The 25885-nt window shown below is 43.9% G+C and carries 27 protein-coding genes; 5 read left to right on the forward strand and 22 right to left on the reverse strand.

From position 1 onward, the window contains the following. Positions 1-11 precede the first annotated feature (11 nt). The gene (locus BTO09_RS06680; RefSeq protein ID WP_087524033.1) at positions 12-926 is read right to left on the reverse strand and encodes a type IX secretion system membrane protein PorP/SprF; all 915 of its coding nucleotides are present in this window, start codon (positions 924-926) and stop codon (positions 12-14) included. A gap of 189 nt (positions 927-1115) precedes the next feature. Beyond that, positions 1116-2060, reverse strand: a complete 945-nt coding sequence (locus BTO09_RS06685) for an endonuclease (RefSeq protein ID WP_087524034.1) — start codon at positions 2058-2060, stop codon at positions 1116-1118. Positions 2061-2175: 115 nt separating this feature from the next. Between BTO09_RS06685 and hflX the strand changes: the two genes are divergently transcribed. After that, on the forward strand, positions 2176-3393 hold the full coding sequence (hflX, locus tag BTO09_RS06690) for a GTPase HflX (protein ID WP_087524035.1): 1218 nt from the start codon (positions 2176-2178) through the stop codon (positions 3391-3393). Positions 3394-3443: 50 nt separating this feature from the next. Here the strand turns inward: hflX and BTO09_RS06695 are convergent, their stop codons facing one another. The 17 genes from BTO09_RS06695 to BTO09_RS06775 form a co-directional block, all read right to left on the reverse strand. Then, on the reverse strand, positions 3444-4379 hold the full coding sequence (locus BTO09_RS06695) for a DUF3078 domain-containing protein (RefSeq protein WP_087524036.1): 936 nt from the start codon (positions 4377-4379) through the stop codon (positions 3444-3446). Between the two features lie 143 nt (positions 4380-4522). Beyond that, the gene (locus BTO09_RS06700) at positions 4523-5029 is read right to left on the reverse strand and encodes a DUF2480 family protein (protein ID WP_087524037.1); all 507 of its coding nucleotides are present in this window, start codon (positions 5027-5029) and stop codon (positions 4523-4525) included. 3 nt (positions 5030-5032) lie between these two features. Continuing rightward, positions 5033-6457, reverse strand: coding sequence for a hydroxymethylglutaryl-CoA synthase family protein (locus tag BTO09_RS06705; RefSeq protein ID WP_087524038.1), 1425 nt, complete (start codon positions 6455-6457; stop codon positions 5033-5035). Positions 6458-6468: 11 nt separating this feature from the next. After that, a complete protein-coding gene (locus BTO09_RS06710) occupies positions 6469-6795 on the reverse strand; it encodes an SUF system Fe-S cluster assembly protein (RefSeq protein ID WP_087524039.1) in 327 nt (108 codons plus the stop codon). A gap of 2 nt (positions 6796-6797) precedes the next feature. After that, positions 6798-7223, reverse strand: coding sequence for a SufE family protein (locus BTO09_RS06715; RefSeq protein WP_087524040.1), 426 nt, complete (start codon positions 7221-7223; stop codon positions 6798-6800). Beyond that, the gene (locus BTO09_RS06720; RefSeq protein WP_087524041.1) at positions 7220-7642 is read right to left on the reverse strand and encodes an META domain-containing protein; all 423 of its coding nucleotides are present in this window, start codon (positions 7640-7642) and stop codon (positions 7220-7222) included. The genes BTO09_RS06715 and BTO09_RS06720 overlap by 4 nt, the downstream gene beginning before the upstream one ends. Positions 7643-7656: 14 nt before the next feature. Then, the gene (locus tag BTO09_RS06725; protein ID WP_087524042.1) at positions 7657-8892 is read right to left on the reverse strand and encodes an aminotransferase class V-fold PLP-dependent enzyme; all 1236 of its coding nucleotides are present in this window, start codon (positions 8890-8892) and stop codon (positions 7657-7659) included. A gap of 17 nt (positions 8893-8909) precedes the next feature. Beyond that, positions 8910-10223 (reverse strand): Fe-S cluster assembly protein SufD, encoded by a 1314-nt coding sequence (sufD, locus tag BTO09_RS06730; protein ID WP_087524043.1) that lies wholly within the window; start codon positions 10221-10223, stop codon positions 8910-8912. Position 10224: 1 nt separating this feature from the next. After that, complete coding sequence (gene sufC, locus BTO09_RS06735) at positions 10225-10980, reverse strand: Fe-S cluster assembly ATPase SufC (protein ID WP_087524044.1); 756 nt, start codon at positions 10978-10980, stop codon at positions 10225-10227. A gap of 1 nt (position 10981) precedes the next feature. Continuing rightward, the gene (locus BTO09_RS06740; protein ID WP_087524045.1) at positions 10982-11344 is read right to left on the reverse strand and encodes a hypothetical protein; all 363 of its coding nucleotides are present in this window, start codon (positions 11342-11344) and stop codon (positions 10982-10984) included. Between the two features lie 2 nt (positions 11345-11346). Then, positions 11347-12795 (reverse strand): Fe-S cluster assembly protein SufB, encoded by a 1449-nt coding sequence (sufB, locus tag BTO09_RS06745; protein WP_087524046.1) that lies wholly within the window; start codon positions 12793-12795, stop codon positions 11347-11349. Positions 12796-12816: 21 nt separating this feature from the next. Beyond that, positions 12817-13146, reverse strand: a complete 330-nt coding sequence (locus BTO09_RS06750; RefSeq protein ID WP_087524047.1) for an iron-sulfur cluster assembly accessory protein — start codon at positions 13144-13146, stop codon at positions 12817-12819. Between the two features lie 115 nt (positions 13147-13261). Further along, entirely contained in the window at positions 13262-14305 is a 1044-nt protein-coding gene (locus BTO09_RS06755) for a cytochrome-c peroxidase (RefSeq protein WP_087524048.1), read from the reverse strand. A 38-nt stretch (positions 14306-14343) separates the two neighbouring features. Next, positions 14344-15090, reverse strand: coding sequence for an MbnP family protein (locus tag BTO09_RS06760; protein ID WP_087524049.1), 747 nt, complete (start codon positions 15088-15090; stop codon positions 14344-14346). Then, positions 15091-16488 carry a hypothetical protein gene (locus BTO09_RS06765; RefSeq protein WP_087524050.1) on the reverse strand — a complete coding sequence of 466 codons (1398 nt, stop codon included), beginning with the start codon at positions 16486-16488 and terminating at the stop codon, positions 15091-15093. Beyond that, positions 16488-17903, reverse strand: coding sequence for a choice-of-anchor B family protein (locus tag BTO09_RS06770; protein ID WP_087524051.1), 1416 nt, complete (start codon positions 17901-17903; stop codon positions 16488-16490). Before BTO09_RS06770 ends, BTO09_RS06765 begins: the two co-directional genes overlap by 1 nt. A 49-nt stretch (positions 17904-17952) precedes the next feature. After that, the gene (locus BTO09_RS06775; protein ID WP_232455000.1) at positions 17953-19224 is read right to left on the reverse strand and encodes a choice-of-anchor B family protein; all 1272 of its coding nucleotides are present in this window, start codon (positions 19222-19224) and stop codon (positions 17953-17955) included. 45 nt (positions 19225-19269) lie between these two features. On the opposite strand from BTO09_RS06775, the gene thiL reads away from it, so the two are divergent. Next, positions 19270-20328: a thiamine-phosphate kinase gene (gene thiL, locus BTO09_RS06780; RefSeq protein WP_087524053.1), complete on the forward strand. Its 1059-nt coding sequence runs from the start codon at positions 19270-19272 to the stop codon at positions 20326-20328. Here thiL and BTO09_RS06785 read toward each other — a convergent pair. Together BTO09_RS06785 and BTO09_RS06795 are read right to left on the reverse strand one after the other, a co-directional pair. Further along, complete coding sequence (locus BTO09_RS06785; RefSeq protein WP_087524054.1) at positions 20319-20525, reverse strand: DUF1660 family phage protein; 207 nt, start codon at positions 20523-20525, stop codon at positions 20319-20321. The genes thiL and BTO09_RS06785 overlap by 10 nt on opposite strands. 343 nt (positions 20526-20868) lie before the next feature. Continuing rightward, a complete protein-coding gene (locus tag BTO09_RS06795; RefSeq protein ID WP_087524055.1) occupies positions 20869-21639 on the reverse strand; it encodes an alpha/beta fold hydrolase in 771 nt (256 codons plus the stop codon). A 31-nt stretch (positions 21640-21670) separates the two neighbouring features. Here BTO09_RS06795 and BTO09_RS06800 point away from each other — a divergent pair, with 31 nt between their 5' ends. From BTO09_RS06800 to BTO09_RS06810, 3 genes are all read left to right on the forward strand, one after another. Further along, positions 21671-22963 carry a branched-chain amino acid transport system II carrier protein gene (locus BTO09_RS06800; protein WP_087524056.1) on the forward strand — a complete coding sequence of 431 codons (1293 nt, stop codon included), beginning with the start codon at positions 21671-21673 and terminating at the stop codon, positions 22961-22963. A gap of 262 nt (positions 22964-23225) precedes the next feature. Then, positions 23226-23522 carry an isoamylase early set domain-containing protein gene (locus BTO09_RS06805; protein ID WP_087524057.1) on the forward strand — a complete coding sequence of 99 codons (297 nt, stop codon included), beginning with the start codon at positions 23226-23228 and terminating at the stop codon, positions 23520-23522. Between the two features lie 256 nt (positions 23523-23778). After that, entirely contained in the window at positions 23779-24240 is a 462-nt protein-coding gene (locus BTO09_RS06810) for a nuclear transport factor 2 family protein (RefSeq protein ID WP_087524058.1), read from the forward strand. A 255-nt stretch (positions 24241-24495) separates the two neighbouring features. Here BTO09_RS06810 and BTO09_RS06815 read toward each other — a convergent pair whose 3' ends face one another. Continuing rightward, positions 24496-25788 carry an aminopeptidase P family protein gene (locus tag BTO09_RS06815; RefSeq protein ID WP_087524059.1) on the reverse strand — a complete coding sequence of 431 codons (1293 nt, stop codon included), beginning with the start codon at positions 25786-25788 and terminating at the stop codon, positions 24496-24498. Positions 25789-25885 lie beyond the last annotated feature (97 nt).

Here is a 25885-nt window from a genome sequence, read left to right on the forward strand (position 1 = left end):
GAAGAATAGGATTAGAAATATCTAGGCGACTTGAGCACGCGCTTATTTAAGAAGATATCAAAGGTTAGAATGATTTCGTGCGATGCGCTGGTCACCACATCCAAATCAGAAACTACGCTGTCGTAAGCGTATCCGATTCTAAAGTTTGGTGTGGCTTGGAAACCTACAAGACCACTAAAAGAGTCGTCTAGACGGTAGGAGGCACCCAGCTCGAATTTTTCGTAGAACAGTGCGTTTAGGTTCGCATCAAAAGAGAAGGGTGCATCAAAGGCCCCTTTAACCAGAACGTGTGGCTTAAGCTTCACATTTTCTGAAAGATCAAATACATATCCTGTGGCGGCAAAGAAGTGATTGGTCTCAGAACCGTACTTCAGACCGTTTTCGTCTAAGTGTACCGAATTCAACAAGTTCGGAACAGACACAGACAGGTAGAATCTGTCGGTGTAGAAGAACGCACCGGCACCGATATTCGGATAGGTATTGTTAATATCCTGAGAGAAGAATGGATCTCCTGGGTCTGTCAACAATAATGTAGACAGGGCTACATCGTGGAAGGTCGCACCGGCTTTAAGACCAAGGGCTAACTTAGCATTATCGCTTACCTGAAGGGTGTAAGAGAAATCGATGAATACATTGGTCTCTTTCACTGGACCTAGTTCGTCCTTAATGGCAGAAAGTCCAAGTCCTGTTTTCTCACCTATCGGAGCATGACCAGAAAAGGTGACGGTCTCTGGAGCACCATCAAAACCAGACCATTGTCTGCGGTAAAGCGCTGTCATCGACAGGGATTCTTTAGACCCTGCATAGGCCGGGTTTATCACATTCATATTATACATGTACTGGGTGTACTGCGGATCTTGCTGAGCGTCAGCATCCTGTAAACCAAGAACACAAAATACGAGTAGTAGCGTGTAGAGTTTTTTCATTCTTGTTTAGTTATATCAATGCAAATTTTTGATGTTTCACGCTTGGTATTTTAAGGCGTTATGCGGTGTTGATAGCCGCTTAGCCAAACCAATGGAAACACTAATTTAACCAAAATTATGATAGTTCAACCCCCAATCTATAATAATAGATAAGCGACATAATTCATCGACAAACGCGGGGTTGAAATCCTAAAATTTATGAATTGAGAAGCTGGCATAGACGGGAAAATGGTCGCTGAATCCGCCTAAATGTTTCTTCCCAACATAGGTCCTAAATGGATTTCCTTTGAATCGGCCACTGTATTCCCTGAGATAGATCGGGTCAAAAATATCTGCGGATTCAAACCGAAGTCCAAACTTGTCTTTGGTTCTTAAGGTTTCGCTTACCAGAATCTGATCGAACAGATACCAACTGTCTCTGTATTTGGAGCTTCCGCGTTTACGGGTATGAAGCCTTTCCATGGGGTTATAAAAGGCAGCTGGAACTAGATTTTCTTTAATGCTTGCAGAATCCGGATTGTCGTTAAAGTCGCCCATAATTACAATATCTGCTTCTTGATCTTCTGCCCGAACGCTCTCCACAACCTCTAAACAGGTCTGAGCTGCTTTTACTCTTTTGTATTCGGTAAGTTCGGCTCCTTCTCGTCGAGAAGGCCAATGGTTGACCATCAGATGCACAGGAGCTCCCTCTAAAAGACCCTTAACATAAAGAATGTCTCGGGTATAGTCTCTTGCTCCATCCAAATTATTCACATAGACCGCAACCGTCTTGCTGTCCAACACTTCAAAATGACTGTCTCTATAGAGTAGGGCTGTGTCGATACCCCGCTCATCCGGAGCATCAAAATGCACATAGCGATAGCCGTATTTTCTGAGGTGTTTACTGCCAACTAGATCGCGGATCACAGTTTTGTTCTCCACCTCTGCGATCCCTACAATTGCCGGAGGTTCGCCAAGTTCATCTACACCTATTTTGGCAATTACGGAGCCGAGCTTCTTAAGCTTTTTCTCGTAGCGTTTTCGGTTCCAGCGGCGTTCGGATTTGGGTGTAAAATCATCGTCCAAGGTGTATGGATCATCGTGGAGATCGAACAGATTCTCCAAATTGTAAAAGGCAATGTTCTGTTGTTTCATGCTGATAGCTGAAGGAGTTGGTCAAATTACAAAAATTCGCTGCAATCTCCCTTTTTATAAGGAATTGAAGCAGTAAAAAATACATCGAATCAAGTGGTTTTGTACCTTTGCACCCATGCTAGAGCAAAAAGAAATAGCTTACGAGAAAACCGTGTTGGTCGGGATAGTGACCCAAGGTCAGGATGCCGATACCTTAGAGGACTATTTGGACGAACTCCAATTTTTGGCTTATACGGCCGGAGGAGAGGTGACCAAAAGGTTCACCCAACGCATGGAGCGTCCAAATCCGAAGACCTTTATTGGAACCGGGAAAATGGAAAAGCTGCAGGAGTACGTAAAAGAGAACGATATCACAACGGTGATCTTTGACGACGAGCTCACTCCTGCGCAGCAGAATAATATAGAGAAATTACTGCGCTGTAAGATCCTGGACAGAACCGGTCTGATTCTCGACATTTTTGCCCAAAGGGCTAAGACGAGTTATGCCCGTACACAAGTGGAATTAGCGCAATACGAATACTTATTACCTCGATTAACTGGCTTGTGGACACACTTAGAACGTCAGCGCGGGGGTATTGGAATGCGCGGTCCTGGAGAAACGGAAATTGAGACAGACCGTCGTATCGTAAGAGATCGTATCGCCTTGCTTAAAAAGAAACTTCAGACCATTGACAAGCAAATGGCTGTGCAACGCGGAAACCGCGGAGCTTTGGTACGCGTGGCTTTGGTTGGTTATACCAATGTGGGGAAATCCACCTTAATGAATGTGATCTCTAAATCCAATGTTTTTGCAGAGAATAAACTCTTTGCAACACTTGATACCACGGTGCGAAAGGTAGTGATCGGTAATTTGCCATTTTTGCTAAGCGACACGGTTGGGTTTATCAGAAAGCTACCAACGCAATTGGTAGAATCCTTTAAAAGTACACTGGACGAGGTTCGCGAAGCTGACCTGTTGTTGCATGTAGTAGATATCTCGCATCCGAACTTTGAGGAGCATATCGAATCTGTGAACGGTATTTTAGATGAGATTCACTGCACCGATAAACCAACCCTTATGGTGTTCAACAAGATCGATGCCTATACCCATGAAGTAATTGCCCCCGATGATCTCACCACAGAGCGCACCACTAAGCACAATACTCTAGAACAGTGGCAACGTACCTGGATGGCCCGAGCTAATGGGGATGCCATTTTTATATCCGCCTTGAACAAGGAGAATCTCGAAGAATTCAGAAAGACGGTTTACGAGAAAGTTCGCGAGATACATATCACGCGTTTTCCGTATAATCATTTCCTTTATCCGTCTTACGAAGAAGGAGATCAAGAATAAAAAAAGCCGCTTTTTCTAGCGGCTTTCTTTTTGTTTTCAATACTGCGGATTTAGAACTTGTAGTTCACTCCAAAGAGCCAGTAGCTCTGAATATCGTTGTCTACATTGTCGAATGTTGGAGTTGGGTCACCATCCATAACATTGGCCAAGGCATTAGCCAAAGCTTCTTGTTGGTTACCTCTTAGACCCAATTCAAATCCAATACCGATACCTTTCCAAAGGGTGTAACCCAAGGAGTTGATCCAAGTCCAGTTAGACAAGTCGCTAGACTCGTAACTCTGGAATGCCGATAGGTTGGATTTAAAGTTTAGTTTTCCGATAGATCTGGTATAGTCTACCAAGATCTTTGCTCCCAAAGAGGAGTTGAACACGGCATCGTTGTCTGCAAACACAAAGTTGTAGTTCAACGGGTGTACTACCACAACTAAGTTTTCGATAGGGGTCCAAGTGGCACCCACACCAAGATCCAAATAACCTGGGTCGTTGAAGTTGTTCAAAATAGTAGAACGGTATTCGGCTAAACCGGAAACAGCTAAGTTTTTCGCAATATTACGACCGTAAAGCGAGCTGATGTTGAATACATCTGTAGCCTCTTGGAAGCTGTCATCGTCTGTTGGGTCGTCTTGATCGTCGAACTTTACCCAACCCAGATTCACGTTAAGCGCGTTTCTCCAGAAAAACTTTTCTTGTTTTAAGTTGGCAAAGCTGTTAAAGGTGATCCCGATGTTTCCTGAGGATACATTCGGCGTTCCTTGCGCGTACCAATTACTGAATTCAGAAACGTTGAATCCTACGGTTCCAAAGGCTCCAAATTTCCAACCCGGCAGGGCGTCTAATTGTGCTTGTAGTCCATTTGCGCGACCTTGAATGGCAGCGATAGAATCTTTCTTAGCTGCAATAGCGGCTTTTAGTTCTTCTTCGGTTTCTTGTCCCCAACTTAGTGCGGGCAAAACCAATAGGGCAAAAAGTAGTGCAATTCTCTTCATTGCTTGTGTGTTTTTTATTGATAAAACAGGGCGCTATCCCTCTTAATTAGTTACCCGGCAAAGATACGCCATATAATTCCTGTAGAAATCAAGGGATACTAAAGTTTAGGAATTTGGATGAAAGGACGTAAAACTTCGACGTTTTACCTGCGCTTGTATATGGGTACAGAAGAACAGGCTTCGCCAAAGAGTACGCTTTTAGCTACACCTTGCAGTCTGTTGCTTAAGGCGATCAAGGCTTGTTCTGGGATATCACGATCTCCGCAGCCTTTAACAATGACAGGCTTGTCTTGAAATTCGCTCAAATCTAACTGCTCCATAAACTGCTGCGCATAGGTAGTCATTGCTGTCGTTCTGTCTCCCAAAACGACTGTCTTAGCTACAGGATTCACCAAAGACGCGACCAGCATAAAGGCCCAGCCAGGTAAAATGGCATCTGTACTGCAATGCAAGGCTACCACCTTGTCTTGAAAAATACTGAAATCAGTTTCTTGTAAATGGGCGCGAAACTCTTTTTCTTTTAAGATGAATCCGGCTTCTAGCCATTGTGAAATATCGAGATCAACAACCTCCACTTCTGGAAATAATGCTTCCAGATCTAAGTTGATCAATGGGCTTTTAGCCACTCTATTTACAATGGGCTCTTCCATGCTTTAGGCCTTGTTTTGCGCGTATGTTCTAAGACCAATTGCGGTTTCCTTTTCTGATTCGATATGGGTAAGCACTATATCATCAGAAACAACTAAGGGTTGTTGTTGGGCTCCGGTATGCAATTGCTGATAGGTTTTAATATCTACCTGTTTGCGGGCTTGCAGTTGTTTTTTCAGATCCATATTGGCTATCCCAGCCTTCCAGCTTGGGAGCACTTCACCTTGGAACACCTTAGATTTAGAACCACTTCCGTAGGCAATGAATCCAAGAGATTTTCCTGTTAGATCTATGCCGTCTTCTTGGGCATGCATAAGCAAACTTACCAATGCCATGAAAATAGAGGCCGTGTACATATTTCCAATTACAGAAGATGCGCGTTCGGTGATCTCTATATGATCTGAGACAAACTTAGTGTATAAGCTCGACTTGGCAACAGTGCGCTTCCAGCCTTTCTGGTCCTCATCTGGATTGCCAACTTCTGCTATCAAGGCCTCGTATTTCGGTGTGTCTTTGATCCAATCCAACCAGTTGCGTAAAATGATTCGACGCCCGTGATAGGCATAAGGCAGGTGAAAGACCAAGTAGTCCCAATTCATAAAATTGGCAGTGCTTTTTTGCTCTTTATAATGCGCCAATGCTTCTGTAATCCTGTCGGAATAACAGGCATTCGAATATTGTCCGTCAAAAACAGGCTCTTCGCGGTAAACGTTTACAATACGATGTGGGTCCGACCATAAGGAACCTGTCTGTTCAGAATTCGGTAATGAAATAGCAGCGAAATCGGTCAACTCTTTTAAAAGGTCTTCTTTTACAAAGCTACGGCGAGGCTTAAAGAAGTCTCCTACACTTTGCATTCCAATGCCCCATGTATCTCCAAGGCATACTATTTTAGGGTCCGCAGTGATCAAAACTGCTACTGCGCCTGCGCCTTGGGTGTATTCTCCTGTGGAGTGTAATTCGTATTTAGAAAGATCAGAAGCAATGACAATTGCTTTTCTATTTTGCCCTCCTTTTACCCAGTCCAAACAATTTTGCATGGCGTCTACAGCGCCAACACAAGCAAAGGTCAGATCAACAACATCGCAGTTTTTAAAACAGCGATTGCCATATTGAGGTGCTAAACGCTGCTCTACATATTCTGTGGCATAGGTTGCTGTGGGCTTGGAACCGTCTACGGCACTTTCTGTTCCAACGTAGATCCGGCCAATTTCACGTGGATCCAAGTTGTTGTCGTCTATGAGTTTCCAGAGTGCGTTGGCTGCAAAACTAGCCGCGTCCTCATCGGTATCGGGCAAGGCCATTTGCTCTAGGCCAAGTCCTTTTCTCAGTTTCTCATAAGGGATTTCTCGTGCTTCGGCCAGGTCTGCGATATCCAAATACAATTTGGGGATATAGACAGCTATGGCATCGATTCCGTATGTGCTCATACCTTAAAATTTTACAACATGCCCAGTTCCAGTTTGGCTTCCTCGCTCATCAGGTCCTGGCTCCAAGGTGGGTCAAAGGTGATCTCCACTTCGGCGTCTTTTACAGCCTTGATGGACTTGACTTTATCTTCTACCTCCTTGGGCAGGGTCTCTGCCACCGGACAGTTTGGTGTGGTTAGGGTCATTAGTATTTTAACGTCCATGTCTTCATTGACAAGCACGTCGTAAATCAGTCCTAATTCATAAATATCAACTGGAATTTCCGGATCAAAAATGGTCTTTAATACCTTTACGATCTTTTCTCCAAGTTCGGCGGTATCTACAGTTTGCTCGCTCATATTTATGCCTTTAATTGAGATTGATACGCCACGGCGTATAGTTTGATTTGTTTTATCATAGAAACCAAGCCATTGGCTCGGGTTGGAGACAAATGCTCCTTAAGGCCTATCTCATCTACAAAAGCGAGATCTGCATTTACTATGGCCTCTGGAGATTGTCCAGAAAATACACGGATCAACAAGGCGACTATTCCTTTGGTAATTATCGCATCGCTGTCTGCCGTAAGTATGACTTTCCCGTCCTGAAGTTCGGCGTGTAACCAGACTTTGGACTGGCAGCCTTTGATGATGAATTCATCTGTTTTGTACTGCGGATCGATAAGGGGCAAGGATTTCCCCAAGGCGATCATATGCTCGTAGCGCTGCATCCAATCTTCAAAGAATGCAAATTCTTCAATTATTTCTTCTTGAATTTCCGCTATGGTCATTCTTCTATTTTTTCCAATTGCATTAAAACCGTATCTGCATTGACCAGATTAATTTTGCCGTCATCTGAAACAGCAACTCCATTAACGGCACCGAGCCCCTGCATGAATTGTTTTTCCAATTCCATGCGGCCTTCACAGAACATTTTAGTAGACCCTAAAGCCTCTATGCTCATGCTGCTGCCATTCTGAGAAAAGTTTCCAAAGATCTTGTTGCAGCCAGAAGTGCCATTCACGCTATTTCCGCTAGCGTCAAAGGTCAATTCCATGCCTTCACTACTTAGATCTTCGCCATTCATAGACACGATCTTATAATTTCCGTTAAGCTCCATATCGGCTTTAGCTTTACCGTTGGTAGCACTTTGTTTACTGCCGTTACAACTCAGCATTAAACCGAGTATTAATAATATTCCAATTCTCATACTTCTAATTTAGGTTAACTAAGCATTTGCTGTGCGCGCTTCACTCCGGCTACCAATCTGTCGATCTCTTCGGTAGTGTTGTAGAATGAAAAGGACGCCCGCACAGTTCCAGGGATCTGATAAAAATCCATGATAGGCTGTGCACAATGGTGTCCGGTACGCACTGCTATACCTAATTTGTCAAGAATGGTGCCAACATCATACGGATGCACGCCCTCTAAATTAAAAGAAATAACCGAGGTCTTGTCGGCCGAGGTTCCATAAATGCGCAAACCGGGAATCTCGAGCAACTGCTTAGTTGCATATTCTAACAGCTGCTGCTCGTAGGCTGCTATGGCTTCTAAACCAATCGAATTCAAGTAATCTATTGCGATGCCAAAGGCAATACCGCCAGAGACATTTGGAGTTCCGGCTTCGAACTTATGGGGCAGTTCCGCATAGGTTGTTTTCTCAAAGCTTACTTCTTTGATCATCTCACCTCCACCTTGATAAGGCGGTAATTTATTCAACCAACTTTCTTTTCCGTAAAGAAACCCGATACCTGTAGGGCCACACATCTTATGGGCGGAACTCACGTAAAAATCGGCATCTAAATCTTGGACATCGACCTGCTGGTGAGCACAAGCTTGAGCTCCATCTATCAAAACGGCTGCCCCGTGCTGGTGGGCCAGTGCTATGATCTCTTTTACAGGATTAATGGTGCCTAAGGCGTTAGAAATATGGTTTACGAATACGAGTTTGGTCTTGCTGTTTAATAAGGATTTGTACTGCTGCATTTGCAAAGCACCTTCCTCGTTCATCGGGATCACTTTTAAAACCGCTCCAGTGCGTTGACAAAGCATTTGCCAAGGCACTATGTTGGAGTGATGCTCCATGGCCGACACTACAATCTCGTCTCCCTCTTGCAAAAGGTTGCTAAAACCGTTGGCGACAATATTGATACTGTGTGTGGTCCCAGAGGTGAAGATCACCTCGTGTTGTTTTTCTGCCCCTATATACTTCTGAATCTTTTTGCGTGCAGCTTCGTAGGCGTCTGTCGCTTCTTGTGACAGCGCGTGGACTCCGCGGTGGATATTCGCGTTGTAATTGCTGTAATAATCAACAATGCTGTCAATGACCACTTGCGGTTTTTGCGAGGTAGCGGCATTGTCAAAATACACCAAGGGATAACCGTTCACTTCGCGTTTTAAGATTGGAAAATCTTTGCGAATAGCGGTAACATCAAAGGGTATTTTGGCTGTTTGATTCATCAAGTCCGAGGGCTTTCTTATAGGTTAAAACCAAGTTGAACTCCAATCTTTTCGGCGATCAACAGGTTGATACGCTTTTTGAGTTCTGGGATCTTCACACTTTCCAAAACGTTGTTGGCAAAGGCGTACATCAAAAGGGCGTTAGCCTCTTTTTTTCCAATACCACGAGAACGTAGATAGAACAATGCATCTTCGTCCAATTGACCAATGGTACAACCGTGAGAACATTTCACATCGTCTGCAAAGATCTCCAATTGTGGTTTGGCGTTAATGGTCGCCTTGTCACTGATAAGGATGTTGTTGTTCTGCTGGAAAGCATCGATCTTCTGAGCGATCTTATCCACCAAAACTTTTCCGTTGAACACCCCTACAGCGGCATCGTCATAGATGCCTTTATAGTCTTGGTGACTCTCGCAGTTCGGAGACTGGTGATGTACCAAAGTGGAATGATCCACATGTTGTTTCTTCTCAATAATGGTCACTCCTTTCAGTGTGGAATCACAGTGTTCTCCCTGCTGGTAGAAGTTCAAATTATTTCTGATGAGCTTTCCGCCAAAGGAGAAAGTGTGTACGCGGCAGTTGCTGTCGCGTTCTTGCTTTATGTAAGTACTGTCTATCAGCGAAGCGGTTTCAACATCGTTCTGCACCTTGTAGTAATCCACATAAGCGCGCTTCTCTGCAAAGATCTCCGTAACCGAATTGGTCAAGATCGGATGCTCGGCCAAACTTTGGTGACGCTCAATGATCTGTACATGTGCATTCTCACCAACAACAATAAGATTACGCGGTTGGATCATAAGTGCTGCTTCACTTCCTGTAGCAAAATTGATGATCTCAATAGGTTTCTCAACTTCCTTATGTGCAGGTATGTGAATGTAAGCGCCTTCTTTGGCAAAGGCCGTATTGAGTGATGTTATGCTGTCTGTCTCCGCAGCTTTATTAAAATAAGCTTCAATTACAGGGCGGTATTTGTCTTTACTTAAGGCCGCAGAAAGCAAGCAAACGTCTATGCCGTCGTGTGTTGTCTCCGACAAGAAAGAACTGTAAACGCCATCGATAAACACAACCTTGTAAGTGTCAATATCGTGCAAGAAGTACTGCTTAACATTCTTGTACTCCAAAGCGTCCGATTTCTTTGGGAAAACGGTGTAATCTGCTTTGAGCATCTTGTCTAGCGGGGTGTACTTCCATGCTTCCTGCTTGCGCGATGGGAACCCTCCGCTCTCAAAGTTCTTAATGGCTGCAGCGCGAATATCGTGGATCACATGTTGGTGATCCAAGGTATCCTCATAGGCCATATAAGACGAGATCAATTTGTCTTTTAAACTCATATTAGGCCGTTTTTACTTCTTCTTTGATCCAGTCGTATCCTTTTTCTTCTAGCTTCAAGGCCAAATCTTTGTCTCCGGATTTAACGATCTTTCCATCCATTAGTACGTGTACTTTGTCTGGAACTATGTAATCCAAAAGGCGCTGGTAGTGCGTGATGACTAGAACAGCATTATTTTCACTGCGGAGTTTATTCACCCCGTTTGCAACAATGCGCAAGGCGTCAATATCCAAACCAGAATCGGTCTCATCCAGAATTGCCAACTTTGGTTCTAGCATAGCCATTTGGAAGATCTCGTTGCGTTTCTTTTCACCTCCGGAGAAGCCTTCGTTCAAAGAACGCGATAAGAATTTGCGATCTATCTCTAAAAGCGCTGCTTTTTCGCGGATCTTTTTCAACATCTCTGCGGCTGGCATTTCTTCCATGCCTTTAGCTTTGCGCGTTTCGTTAATGGCTGTCTTTACGAAGTTGGTTACCGATACTCCCGGGATCTCTACCGGATATTGGAAAGAAAGGAACACCCCGTGATGAGCGCGCTCTTCCGGATCCATTTCTGAGATATCTTCTCCTTCTAACAGCAAGCTGCCTTCTGTCATTTCATAGTCCTCGTTCCCTGCGATAACAGAGGCCAAGGTACTTTTTCCAGAACCGTTTGGACCCATAATAGCGTGTACCTCTCCGGCACCGATCTGCAGGTCAATTCCTTTTAGAATGTCTTTGTCTTCTACACTTGCGTGCAAATTTTCTATCTGTAACATCTTACTGTTTTGTTTCTTCAATTTCTATATCGGGCCCAACAGCTGTCGGACTTACTTCTACAATTTTCTTAATGGTCAGAATAGAATCCCAACCTTCTGCATTGGCAGGTTTTGCCTTAACAACGGCTTCCAAGGTAACAGGAACCATATCGTAAGGGGTCTTTTGCCAATTTGCTGCTTTGGTAGCTAACTCTTGCGTCATGGCATCGTTAGTTACGGTGTACATCACCTCATTAACTTCCAAAACGGCATTGTCTTCGAACAGCAAAAAGTTGCCTTTATAGGTTTTAGTTGCCGTCGATTGCTCTTCTGCACAACTGGCCAGAAGGGCTAAAACAAAAAATAGACTAACTAGTTTTCTCATCTTTATCCTACTGAGCCTTCTAGGCTGATTTCTAATAGTTTCTGAGCTTCCACAGCGAATTCCATAGGAAGTTTGTTCAGTACTTCCTTGCTAAATCCGTTCACGATCAAGGCAATGGCCTTTTCTGTATCGATACCACGTTGGTTACAGTAGAAGATCTGGTCTTCCCCGATCTTACTGGTCGTCGCCTCGTGTTCTATGGTTGCAGATTTGTTCTTGGCCTCTATATATGGGAAAGTATGCGCCCCACACTCGTTCCCCATCAATAGCGAGTCACATTGCGAGAAGTTACGCGCATTCTCCGCTCTGGAATTGATCTGTACCAATCCGCGGTACGAGTTCTGCGACTTTCCGGCAGAGATCCCTTTAGAGATAATGGTACTCTTGGTGTTTTTTCCAAGGTGGATCATCTTAGTACCGGTATCGGCCTGCTGGTAATTATTGGTCACCGCGATCGAATAGAATTCTCCGATAGAGTTATTCCCTTTAAGGACACAACTAGGATATTTCCAGGTTACTGCGGATCCGGTCTCCACCTGTGTCCAGCTTATTTTGGCATTGTTCTCACAGATTCCGCGCTTTGTAACAAAGTTGAAAACTCCACCTTTCCCATCTTTGCCTCCAGGATACCAGTTCTGTACCGTACTGTATTTGATCTCGGCATCGTCTAGGGCAATGAGTTCTACTACAGCAGCGTGCAATTGATTCTCATCGCGCATCGGAGCGGTACATCCTTCAAGGTAACTCACATAAGAACCTTCATCTGCGATCACCAAAGTTCTTTCGAACTGTCCGGTTCCAGCTTGGTTGATTCTAAAATAGGTGGAAAGCTCCATCGGACAACGAACGCCTTTAGGAATGTAACAGAATGATCCATCACTAAAAACTGCAGAGTTCAAGGCTGCGTAAAAGTTATCGCGTTGCGGAACTACAGAACCGATATATTTCTTTACCAATTCTGGATGTTCTTTAATTGCTTCGGATATGGAACAGAAAATGATTCCCTTTTCGGCCAAGGTCTCTTTAAACGTCGTCGCTACAGAAACCGAGTCCATTACGATGTCTACCGCAACACCGGCCAGTTTCTTTTGCTCTTCTAAAGAGATCCCCAATTTGTTGAAAGTCTCCAACAATTCTGGGTCTACCTCGTCCAAACTCTCATACTTGGCTTTCTTTGCAGGAGCCGAATAATAAGAAATAGCTTGGAAATCTGGTTTTTCGTAGTTCACGTTAGCCCACTCAGGCTCTTCCATTTCTTGCCAATATCGGAAAGCCTCCAGACGCCATTCGGTCATCCATTCGGGCTCTTCCTTCTTTTTAGAAATGGCGCGAACAATATCTTCGTTCAATCCCACAGGAAAGGTATCGGACTCAATATCTGTGTAGAATCCGTACTCGTACTCTTTGGTCTCGAGTTCCTTTTTTAAATCGTCTTCGGTAAACTTATTCATGGATTGATTATATCTTAAAAATTAAAGCGAAAAGCTTTCTCCGCAGCCACAAGTTCTGTTGGCGTTGGGGTTATTGAACACAAAGCCTTTGCCGTTTAGTCCGCCACTGTATTCCAGGGTTGTCCCTACCAGATACAGAAAGCTGCGCTTGTCCACTAAGATGCGAACTGCGTTATCTTCGAACACTTTGTCCTCATCGGCTTTGGTATTGTCGAATTTGAGTTCGTATGACAAGCCGGAACAGCCGCCACTTTTAACACCTACGCGAACGTAGTCAGTGTCGGTATTGAAGCCCTCTTCTTGCATGAGCTGGGCTATCTTGGTTTTTGCTATATCACTTACTTTGATCATTCTTTTGTAGACTGATTCTAAATTGTATGCAAATATACGGCAAAAGGCCCGGACATTAACGTTTTAACATATTATTAAAACGCATGGAATAATAAGGCTTTTCAATGCTTCTTTACTAGAATTCAGCGAAGCGTTCGTCGAAGATAAAATTGTCGTCGGTAAGGGTTTTTAGAAAGGCGATGATCTGCGCTTTTTCTAAAGCGGTTAGTGGGATTCCTAAACTGCCGTCCTCATTTCTCAATAAAGGGTCCAAAGTAGGGCTGTCTGTAATGCCATTTGCATAGTGATCTAAAACAGCCTCAAGGTCGGGCAGTCGGCCGTCATGCATATAAGGGAAAGTCGCCTCTATGTTGCGCAAGCTCGGTACTTTGAACTTTAAGCTATCACTTGGCTGCCCGGTCACTCTAAAACGTCCAAGATCGTTGAATTCAGGGTCAATACTTAGGCCATTATTGCGGTAAGTCTGATCTGTTTGGAGCATTCCAGCATGGCAGCTGGAACATTTGGCTTCAAAAAGGCCTAGACCAGCTGTTTCTTCTGCGGTCAGGGTAGTGCCGTCGTTACGCAAATAACGGTCGTATTTGCTGTCTGCGGAGACCATCATCAGCATAAATTGAGACAAGGCCTTAAGAATATTATCAGGGTCTATCTGTCCGTTGTCAAAGGCTGCGGCGAACATATCCACATACTCTGGGTCTTGGCTCAGAGTAGCGACAATATTGCTAAAGGTATTGTTCATTTCTACCTCGGTAGTGATCGGTATAATAGGCTGAGCGTCCAAATGATCTGCGGCGCCATCCCAGGTGAAATCTTCCATAAAAGCCAAGTTGTGCAAGGGCTGCGCATTGCGTTTTCCAATGGCACCATCTACACCGTGACTGGTAATGTGCGTATGGTGCGTAAATGCAAAGGCCTGGATGTGACAAAATCCGCAGGAAACCACCCCATCCGAAGCTAAACGTCCGTCATAGAACAGCTTCTTACCCAGTACAAAACCGTTTTGAGTAGGTGGGTTTTGACTTAGATCATAAGTTAGGTCTGGGAAATAATCTGGAATTTCAAGTGTCAACGCTATATCTGTCGCCACAGTATCTTCTAGTGGATCTTCTGAAACTGGAACAGCCTCATAAGGCTCATTATCTCCGCAAGAGAAGATCATCAAACTAAAGAGTACTATGTAGCAAGATCTAATCACAATTATTCTACAGAAAAGGCGGTTGCAATATTGCTGGCTATGATAGGTGCGTAGACAGGATCCACTTGAATATCGTCTTTCTCTTGAAGTGAAAAGGACTGCAGTCCGGCATCAAAAATACGAGCCACATCAAAGATGAGGTTAATATTTAGTGTGTTGTCGTTCACCGTGATATCTTCGGAAAGGTCTAGTTCTATGGTCTTGTAATTGTCTAAAGTTGTTCCGTGAGATCCAACGTGTATCAAAAATGGTGCATTCTTGGTGGTTCCAGCGTCATAATCACCCTCGAATTTGATGAATTTATAACCTGCGGACCAAGCCCAGAGCATGTCTGTTTCTTCTGCTGTTGGGATAAAGTTGTTTATTCCATTAAGGGGATAGTTGGACTGATCCACGCCAAATCCGAATCGAATCTTAGTGTATTTTCTACCGTCCACATTGGCAAGGGTTACGTTCTTGCTAGCATTATCTGCCTGATTGATCACAAAATAACTCTCGTTTTGCGGCACGGTGTACTCTTGTCCATTGGCACCGATTAAAACAATATTGCTGATGATATACTTTAACTCACTCACGCGATATACTTCTGAGGAGGCATTGACGTAATTTTGAGAATCTAAGATCAGATCGCTGCCTGCAACTTGATTCTTAAAGATAAGGTTGACCTCTCCGGGAAGCGCCTCAGTGTCGTCAGACTTACAGCTCCACAACAAGCCAATGGTCAAAGTGAGCAGGAATAACTTTTTCATTTACTTATACTTTACGATCAAGGCGTCTTTCCCGCCTTTGTTTAAACTGATGTCGCCATCTGAACTATCAGTGTCACCTACCGCAACAAAACTGCGTGCATCTGCTGGGCTGCAGTCGTTGAACAATTCAACTCCGGAGCCACCAATACTATCTTGCCATAGCAGATCTCCGTTAATGGTGGTCATGATAACCCAGGCATCGTTCTGACCTTGGTTGGTTCCAACTTGCCCGTCACTGCTACGACTGGTTCCTACCATTAGGAGTTCTCCGTCTAGCATTTGGTTTACCGACCTCGCCGATTCAAACAAACTGCCTCCGTAGCTTTCTTCCCAAAGAAAATTACCACTATCGTCAAAGGCTACAGCCCATAGGTCTGCGTTGCCTTTTGGTGCAGAAACATCGCCATCAGTAGAACGACTGTCTCCTACCATAACGTAGTTGCCCGCTGCGGATTGTACCAATCCGTAGGCAATATCGATCTCCGAACCTCCAAAGGATTTCTCCCAAAGCAGGTCGCCACTATCACTAATTCGGACAGCCCAAAAGTCATAACTGCCCTTGGGGTTGGAAACGTCAAAATCATCACTCTCTGAAGCGCCCGTCATTAAAAACCCTCCGTCTTGGGTTTGTAATACCTGATAGCTTCTATCATTATTGGTTCCACCAAAAAAGCGTCTCCAAATAAGATCTCCATTGGAATCCAGACGCATGCCCCAAAATTCGCCCACGCCGTGTTTAGGGGTAACAGCAACTCCACTAGCAAAACCGTCGTTTCCGGCTCCGCCACTAGCGGTGATGTCTAAAAATCCGCTTACAAAATATCCTCCGTCTGCAGTCTGAATCACCGAACTTGCCTGATCACTACCTGCAAAACCATAACTCTGCTGCCATTGCAAGTCTCCGGAAGACGAGAGTTTTACTATCCAATAGTCTTGAAATCCGGCATTTGCCGTTGCATCTCCATCGCTAGATCGGCTAAAACCAACTAAGGCAAAGCCACCATCTTGGGTGTTAATGATGTCTGCGCCACGGTCGTCTGCGGAGCCTCCATAAGTGCGGCTCCATAAAATGTTTCCTGTAGGGTCCAAACGGAGTACCCAATAGTCGCTATCCGTGGCTGTTTTGTCAGTAATGTCGCCATCGGTGCTTTGCGTATAGCCCAATACAGCGAAACCCCCATCTGCAGTGCGCACTACAGCATTGGCCACATCATCTCCAGAGCCTCCATAAGTGAAAAGCCAGTCTACAACTCCTTCAAAATCTGCAGTTTGACCTGTATCGTCTGTAGTGTCATCGGTTTGGCTACCGTCATCGGTATTGTCTGCCGGCAAGTCAGATTCAGAACAAGCTGATAGACTTAGAAGCAATAATAATATGTACCAAAAGCGACTTGGCATTAGCGTTTAATGAGTTTTTGTGTGACGGTATTATTGATCTGCAAGCTGTAAAAACCAGCAGCAAGTTGGCTAACATCTAGGTTAATTGTCGTTGCATTCGCATTCGAATCCAGCTTCTTTACCAACTGACCTGCCAGGTTGTATATCTTAATGGACGAGATAGGGGCTGTAAATTGAATATTGAGTTGATCTTCCATTGGATTCGGATAGGCGATCGCTTCTAATATTTCTGCTTCCGCAGTACTTAAAACACTGTTGTCTCTCACCAAAAAGAAACCGTTATCTTGATCTGAAACTACGATGTTCCCACTTTCAAAAAAGGGATAAACGTTCCAAGAGCCAGCACCAGTTCCTGCGTTGTCACTGCTTGGCCAAGTGTCAAAATAATGAGATTCCACAACAGTTCCCGAGTCAATTCCGGAGATATCTAACACGCGCAAACCTGCGCGATAACTGGCCAAATAGAACTGATCTCCTACCACATAGCCGTTGTGGTCGGTGGCGGAGTTTTGACTAAAATAGTTGAAGGCGAATTCCGGGTTGTCCAGATCTGAAACATCGAATATTATGGTTTTGGTCTCGAATCCGAAGATGATCTCGTCAACCTCATCGGCCAAAAGAAAATAGCGTTGATCTTCTGTAAGCCAGCCTTGGTGGGTATATCCAGTGTCGCTGTAATCTACCATAGACAACATACTTGGATTGTCTTTGTCTGTCACATCTACTATGACCACCACGTCCTCATTGCTACCAAAAAAGAGCTCTTTTCCTATATGTTCCGTGTCCGGCCCGGTGTAAGTCACAATTTGGGCGTCGTGACTATAGCCGCTATCTGCAAATCCACCTGCAAATTGAGGACTCAATGGTGTTTGAATGTTCACCATATGTATTCCACCGCCAAAAGTGTCGGTTCCAATGGCGTAAGCAAATCCGGTATCTTCGTTTATAGCGATATTATGGGCGCTTCCAAATCCGCTATAATGAGCGTCCTGGTCAAATGTCACTGGCGGGCTACTAACGGTTCTCAGACGAGTTAGGTCAAAGACCTGCATGCCGTGATCGTCGGCCTCGCTGACAATAAAAGCGAAGTTTTGGTATACCTTAATATCGCGCCAAATGCTGGATTCGGTAAAAGTGGGAAGCTTACCTAAATAAACCACATCCAAAGGGTCTGAAATATCTACAAAAGCGGTTCCATTGCTAAGTCCAATCAAAGCGTATTCCTTGCCAGTTTCGGTATCTGTCCAACCCCAGTTGTCATTGGCTAAAAAAGCGTCAAATGTTTCAAGGGGAATACGGTCCATTAGGTCCAGACCTTGACAAGGGAAGCCGTCGGCGGTACCCGATTCACAAGGAATCTGAGCCACAAGTAAATTAGAGCTTATAAAAAGCAGCGCGAGTAATATCTTTTTCATCAAATAGCAATTAGTATGCTAAGTTAAAACAATTTAGTCGGGTCTTACCCTACTGTCTTGCAACAATAAAGAGGCCTCCAGTGATATCGCTTACAATGACATTTCCAGATGGCAAATAAGGATATACACTCCAGACGCCGTTAAAAGAGGTGTCGTCATTGTCTGGGTAGGTGTCAAAAAAAGCTACTTCTGTAAGATTTGTCGCAGCTATATCGCTGATGTCAATAAGGCGCATTCCCGCAGTATAGTTGGCCAAATAGAAATCGTTGTTCTGCACATAACCGTTGTGGTCTATGGCAAAGGTCGGGCCCAAATATGTAGTGTGTACCACGGGAGCATCCAGATCGGAAAAGTCAAAAACTATGGTTCTGCTGCGATTGCCTATTTGGATCTCATCCAGCTCATCTCCCAATAAAAAGTAGCGTTGATCTTCTGTAAACCAACCTTGATGCGTGTAGCCAACATTAGAATATTCGCTACTGGCCAGAGCAATAGGATTGGCTTTGTCCGTAATATCTACGATAACGATCTGATCCTCGTTACTTCCTATGAATATCTCTTTGCCTAGGTGTTCGGTGTCTGGACCATTGTAAGTTACCACCTGAGCATCGTGTGTATAATTACCATCCGCGTAGCCACCTTCTACCACAGGGTTGATCGGATCTTGTATGTTGACAAATAAAGGCCCACCTTCAAAACTACTGGCGCCTACTATATAAGCGTAACCTGAATCTTCATTGATCACAATATTGTGAGCACTGCCAAACTCGCCCAACACAGCATCCGCAGTAAACGTCTCTGGAGCAGTTGTTACATCGCGAAGTCGAGTCAGATCAAAGACCTGCATGCCATGGCCTTCTGCTTCTGCAACAATAAAAGCGTGATTGTTATAGGTTTTGATGTCTCTCCAATTACTGGATGAGGTTGCAGAGGGCAACTTACCCAGATATACAGGATTCGATGGACTAGTAATATCTACAAATGCAGTTCCGTTGTTAAGGCCCATAAGGGCGTATTCGCGGCCTGTTGTAGGGTCTACCCAGCCCCAAGAATCGTTGCCGCGAAGGGCGGTGAAGATCTCTAGTGGAATCTGGCTCATCAGGTCTATGCCGTTACACGGATAAGAGCCGGCTTGGCCGCCATCGCAGGCCAAAAATCCTATAATGCTAGGGCCGTCATCAACAGGGTCGTCATTAGTGTCATTTTCTGTAGTAACTGGGTCCGGAAGGCCTCCATCGTCAGAAGCGCAACTGTACATCAGGCAGCAGAGAACCATTGCCATAAAGCCCCCAAATACTAGTTTAGTCTTTAAAGTTACCATACCTTTGCAAATTAAAGATAATCAACATACTTAAGGGTATTTGGCATGTTAAAAAACAAGGACGAATCGCGCACTCCATTATCTGAATTTGGAGAATTTGGACTCATAGATCACTTGACCAAACATTTTGAAATTCAGCACAAAACCACCGTTAAAGGTATAGGCGATGATGCAGCTATAATTGCTGCGGATGAGCAGCTGGTGGTGACCACTGATCTGTTGGTAGAAGGTGTTCATTTTGATCTGAGCTATATGCCGCTCAAGCATTTGGGATACAAGGCGGTCATTGTGAACCTTTCCGATGTTTATGCCATGAATGCAGCTGCCAAGCAGATTACGGTATCTATTGCGGTATCTAATCGCTTCCCGGTTGAAGCACTTGAAGAACTTTACGCCGGAATAAAGACGGCTTGTGATATTTATAAGGTTGATCTGATTGGTGGAGATACGACCAGCTCGGTGACGGGACTGATCATTTCGGTGACAGCCATTGGTGCAGTGGCAAAGGATGAGGCTGTACTCCGCAGCGGAGCTAAAGAAAACGATCTCTTAGTAGTTACAGGTGATATTGGTGCGGCTTATATGGGCTTGCAAATATTGGAGCGAGAAAAAGAGGTTTTCAAGGTGAACCCCAACTCACAACCCGACTTGGAAAACTATACCTATTTATTGGAGCGACAACTAAAACCGGAAGCTCGCAAGGATATTCCTGCACTTCTTAAAGCCTTAGAAGTAAAACCCACGGCAATGATCGACGTGAGTGATGGCCTGTCGTCAGAGATCTTGCATTTGTGTAAGCAGAGCGAAGTTGGGTGTAATTTGTACGAAGATAAATTGCCACTAGATCCGCAGTTCATTTCGGTTTGCGAAGAATTTGAAGTAGACAGCACCACTATGGCGCTAAACGGAGGAGAAGATTACGAATTGCTCTTTACCATTCCTACTTCGGATTTTGATAAGATAAAGGGTAACCCAAATTTGACCGTTATAGGACATATGACTCCGGCCACTGAAGGTATTCACTTAATTACAAGAGCAAACACCAAGATACCAATTGTAGCTCGAGGCTGGAACGCCTTTAATAAAGAATCCGATCAGGAATAGATCTCGTTCAAATAGGACTTAAACCTGTTGTTGGTCTGTTTCCAATATTCGGTTAGCGGAACCTTTTGTCCATAGCCGTCGTCTGTAAACTCCTTATGACAACGTTTACAACGGTATTCGTTGATTTGAAAGTGATGATTGGCGGTGAGTTCTAGTCTGTGGCCGGTAAGTTTACAGCGGAGGAATTTTGAAAACATAAGTAGGTTAATGGGTTACGTTGGGTAATCGGTATTTGGCGCGTCTGATAAAAAAATCGCGCAAGCACTCGTTGATCTCTCGAGTCTTATTAGTTAGTCTTTCCAGTTTTCCCTGGGAATTGGTTGTAAATTCTTCTTTACAATGGGTACAGCAATACTCGCTAACGGAATCGGTTACCTTTTGTTTTACGACAAAATGGTGACCAAACGTTTTGCAACGTAGCCGTCCAAGGGCGGTAGTTTTGATGGTAGTTGCATTCATAGTGTTTAGCATTGGGGATAGGAAATATAGGAATTAATGCAAAAAACACGATAAAAAGCATAAAAAAATCGATGAAATGCACTATAAAATGAATTTTGTTAAGAAAATTAGCACTTTATCGATGTTTTCAAAGGGACTCATATGTCCGGTTTCAAGTATTTCAGTCTGATTTTTATTAGCCTTTGCGGCCGATATAAGTTCGTTTACATCGACCAAAGGATCTTCTTGACCAACAAGGAGATAGCCATTTTTACCAAGGTTTTGAAACAAAAGACCGTGATCTTCTCTGTGTATCATGGCCTGAGTAGCAGCAATAATGGCCTCAGACGACATGGTGCAAGCCTTATTAATAAGGTCTTCTATTATTGGTTTTAGCTTTTGTTGTGCTTTTGGCGGGAACAAACTAGGGACTACGGTTTTGACAAATAGCTGCGGATCTTGGCGAATCACCTCAATGGCTTGTCTGCGTTTTTCTTTACGCTCCTGCGAATCTGCTTTCCAAGTACTGTTGAGCAATCCGAGTCGTAAAACCCTATCCGGTTGCATTTTCGCCATACTTAAGGCTACATATCCTCCCATGGAATGGCCTATGAGTTTAAAAGTTTTTACACCTATTGCGTCCAATACTTGAAATACATCCGCAGTAAAAGACTCCATTCGAGACTCCAGGCTCAATCGACTTTTACCATGTCCCGGAAGATCAATGCAGATCACTCTAGATGATTTTGCTAAGGAGGTGACAAACTTATCCCACATGCTGTGGTCTTCTAAAAAACCGTGTAAAAGCACCACTACTTCTCCTTGACCTTGGTCCGTATAAAAAAGCAGTTCTGAATTTTGGGGCTTGGTCATAATGTGTATCTTGGGATGCGCTAGCTAAACGATGAGCAAATCTAAAGAATTACTGCTTACGGCCTTTGCCCTTTTTGCCCTCTTTTTTGGAGCAGGCAACTTATTATTACCTCCGCTTTTGGGGTACAAGGCAGCTGGTGATTGGCCTATTGTTGTCCTAGGCTTTGCCATTACCGCCGTACTAATTCCTATTATAGGTATATACGCCCATGCCAAGTTGCAAGGCACTATGTATGATTTTGGCAAAAAGGTCTCGCCACTTTTCAGTGTTATCTTTTGTATAGTGGTTTACGCCATCTCTATTGCAATTCCTGCACCTAGAACTGCGGCCGCAACGCATGAGATTGCCGTATACCCGCTTTTTGAAACTCCTTCTTGGCTTACCAGTGCTATTTATTTTGCCCTGGTTCTGGTCTTTGTGCTGAACCGAAGTAAGATCATGAGTATTATCGGTAAGTATCTCACGCCACTCATTGTGATTATGCTTTTGGCAGTGATCGGAATAGGGATGTTTGCCAGTGAAGCAATAGTGCATGAGGCCACAGACCTTTCCCCTCTAACTACAGGAGTGCTGGAAGGCTATCAGACTTTTGATGCCATCGGAGCCGCAGTGGTGGGAGCGGTAATTATCATCTCTTTGAATCTTAGAGGACATACCAATTACGAATTTAAAAAGCAGCTCATTTGGAAAGCTGGGCTAATTGCGGGATTAGGCTTGTTGGTCATGTATGCCGGATTGGTTGCTGCCGGAGCTTATTATGGCAATGACATCTTAGGTGCCGATGCAATGAGCAGCACTATGCAACGGGCAACCCTTTTAAGAGGTATCATACAGGGAACTTTAGGGGCTCAGGCCAATACGCTTTTGAGCCTGCTTTTAGCTTTGGCCTGTTTTACCACCGCAGTAGGGATCATTGCCGGCGCGGCAGATTACTTTAAAGGGGTCTTTAATGAGTCCACCCGAGTTTACAAACTCACTGCTGTAATTGGCTGTGTGCTTGGGGTGGTCATTGGACAGTTAGACTTCCACTCTATAATAGTGGTGGCCATACCTGTACTTGCTTTTATTTATCCGCTTACCATAGTTTTGATTGTGCTCAATGCCTTGCCCGATCGCTATGGCTCTGCGAAAGTATTCAAGGCAGTTGCTTTAGTGACCTTCTTGTTCAGTATGCCAGATGTGATTTCCGGTATTTGGGGGGCAGAAGCCCTTGGCAATTCTTTGGCTTGGATTCCTCTTTCACAATTCAGTTTGGGTTGGGTCTTACCCGCTTTGTTAACCTTTGTTTTTGCCAATTTTTTGTTTCCACGAGCTGCGGATTGACGTCTATCTGCCGAAATCAATACTTTCTTAACATTTTGGTGATTTTTCGAAATCGTTGTAGTAGTTAATCTGCTTAAAATCAGCAGTTAAAAAGAAGAATAAAAGCTGCGGATATCACAATTAAGCGCCTGTAAAATTTGAAATTTTTTTCTCAGACCGACTTAAAATTGGGAATCTGATAATTCTTGTGAATTCCCCTTTGATTTGATTTGCAAGCTAATTGTCCTTGGCTACATTTACCCCGTTAGCAAAAACACCCATTATGGCTATTACAAAGCAATTTTTAAAATCAAAGCCGGTATGTAAAGTGACCTTTACTGTACCAGCAGAAGAGGCCAACGAAGTAAAAGTAGTTGGTTCCTTCAACGAGTGGAATCAAGAAGCCACTCCGCTAAAGAAACTAAAGAACGGAACCTTTAAAGGAACTGTGAATCTAGATAAAGGTGCCTCTTATGAGTTTCGTTATTGGATCGATGGCGCTTACGCCAACGACGAACAAGCCGATGCATACCAGTGGAACGACTTTGCAGGTGCAGACAACTGTGTCTTGAACCTCTAAGGTCTGGTAGTATTTAGTTCAGATGAGCCTCTCATTTTTTGAGAGGCTTTTTTTGTACCTTATTTTGAAGCTATTTAACCCATTCAATACTGGTTAAAAAATTACCCTTTCCGCACCTGTTCTTTGCCTTTTTATTGGTTCGTAGCGCTGCTATGCACCGCAAAAAAGGCTTCAAACAGTCACAAAAATGGTTAATTTTCACTTCAGTTTGAATAGATTAAATAACTTCTATTCTCTCAGCTAAAAATTTAAGGTCATGAAGAAACTACTCTTCTTATTTGCATTTTGTCTTACTACAATATCATTTGCACAGGATTATAAGAAAGATCTCGATGATGTTATCGCAGCTTCAGAAGGTTATATTGATATCTTTTACAAAGGTGACACAGCCTTGGCTTACACCTATATAGATAAAAGTCTTCGCAAAGTTGGTTGGCGTTTTAATGAAGAAAAGAAAGCTTATTCCGGTAACAGAGAATTGCCTTTTGAGGCCGTGATAGATCTTTCTAAACGATTAAAAGAAAGGCCTATTCCCAAAGATGCTCAAGCGATTCGAGAGGTTGAGGTTCTAGAGGTCAACGATAAGATCGCGATAACAAAGGTTACGGCTTCTTGGGGTATTGACTATCTGAATCTGGTTAAAAAGGACGGAGCCTGGAAGATCATCAATATTGTTTGGCAGTCGGCTCCACAATGGACCTATAGGCCAGAGGATTAACTGGAGTCGTCGCTGACAGCTTTGAGATAGAAAAAGTTGAGCAAAATTTGCGCAGATTTATGAATCTGAGTTGCTGACTGTTTGAAAAACCTCAAACAATTGGTAATTTATTGTGGGGAGGGGTTTGGGCCCCTAAGGACAAAATCCACTTTTTATTTCAATTACGATTATTGAAAGAACTGGGAAGTTCACCTCATATCTAGTGGCAAAATAATTGCTAATCTACCTCACAAAAGAGATGAGCATAAAAATAAATCAAGAATTCATAAGCTCCTCGATCTCCTCAACCTCAATAGGAATATTGCCCATCAGATTATGCGGTGCCCCCTTTTCTTGAACTACCACATCATCTTCTAAACGCACGCCGAAACCTTCTTCCGGAATGTAGATTCCAGGCTCAACGGTAAAGACCATATTGGCGGTCATGGGCTCCCAAAGAATACCATAATCATGCGTATCAAGACCAATATGGTGCGAAGTTCCGTGCATGAAGTATTTCTTGTAAGCCGGCCAATCTGGGTTCTCGTTCTGCACATCAGCTTTGTCGATTAGACCTAAGCCTAAAAGCTCCGAAGTCATAAGTTTGCCAACCTCTACATGATATTCCTTCCAGAGTGTGCCAGGTACCAGCATGGCTGTGGCTTCGTCCTTTACACGATTAACTGCATTGTAGACTGCTTTTTGGCGGTCTGTAAAACGACCATTTACTGGGATGGTTCTAGTCATATCACTGCTGTAGTTGGCGTATTCTGCGCCTACATCCATTAAGATAAGATCACCATCCTTACACTGCTGATTGTTCTCTATATAGTGCAATACATTGGCGTTGTTCCCGCTAGCAATGATAGGTGTGTAAGCAAATCCTTTAGATCTGTTTCTGAGGAATTCGTGCATGTATTCTGCTTCGATCTCATACTCCCAAACTCCTGGTTTTACAAAATCCAAAACACGACGAAATCCTTTTTCTGTGATGTTACAAGCTGTTTGCATCAAGTCCAATTCGATCTGATGTTTTACCGAGCGCAAGCGCTGCAAAATTGGGTTTGCTTTGGCCCAGGTATGTGCTGGGAACTGCGCCTTGGTCTTGGCGATAAAACGATCCTCACGGGTTTGGGTCTCAACGGCCTGACGGTAGTGTTCGTTCGTATTGAAATAGATACATTCCGCCTGAGTCATAAGTTCAAAGAAGATCTTGTCAAAGTCTTGCAGCCAATAAACCGTCTTGATCCCAGAGGTCTCGAAAGCTTTTTCCTTAGTGAGTTTTTCACCTTCCCAGACGGCAATGTGAGCGTTGGTCTCTCGTAAGAATAAAACCTCGCGGTGTTTTTCCTCTACAGCATCCGGAAACAACAAAAGAATACTTTCTTCCTGATCCACTCCGCTTAAAAACAAAATGTCTCTATGCTGATTAAAAGGCATAGTGCTATCTGCGCTTACAGGGTAAATGTCATTACTGTTAAAGACCGCAATACTCTTAGGCTTCATCGCTGCCATAAAGTTCTTGCGGTTGTGAATGTATAAGCTGTTGTCTATCGGATGGTATTTCATGATCTTCTAATTGAGCCCTAAAAGTAGCAAAATCTAAGCGTTTAAAAGGCTTAAGCCTGATGTTAAACTTCATCTAAAATTTTTGTGCTGGGAGCCC

The organism is Gilvibacter sp. SZ-19, from assembly GCF_002163875.1.
Lineage (GTDB): Bacteria > Bacteroidota > Bacteroidia > Flavobacteriales > Flavobacteriaceae > Gilvibacter.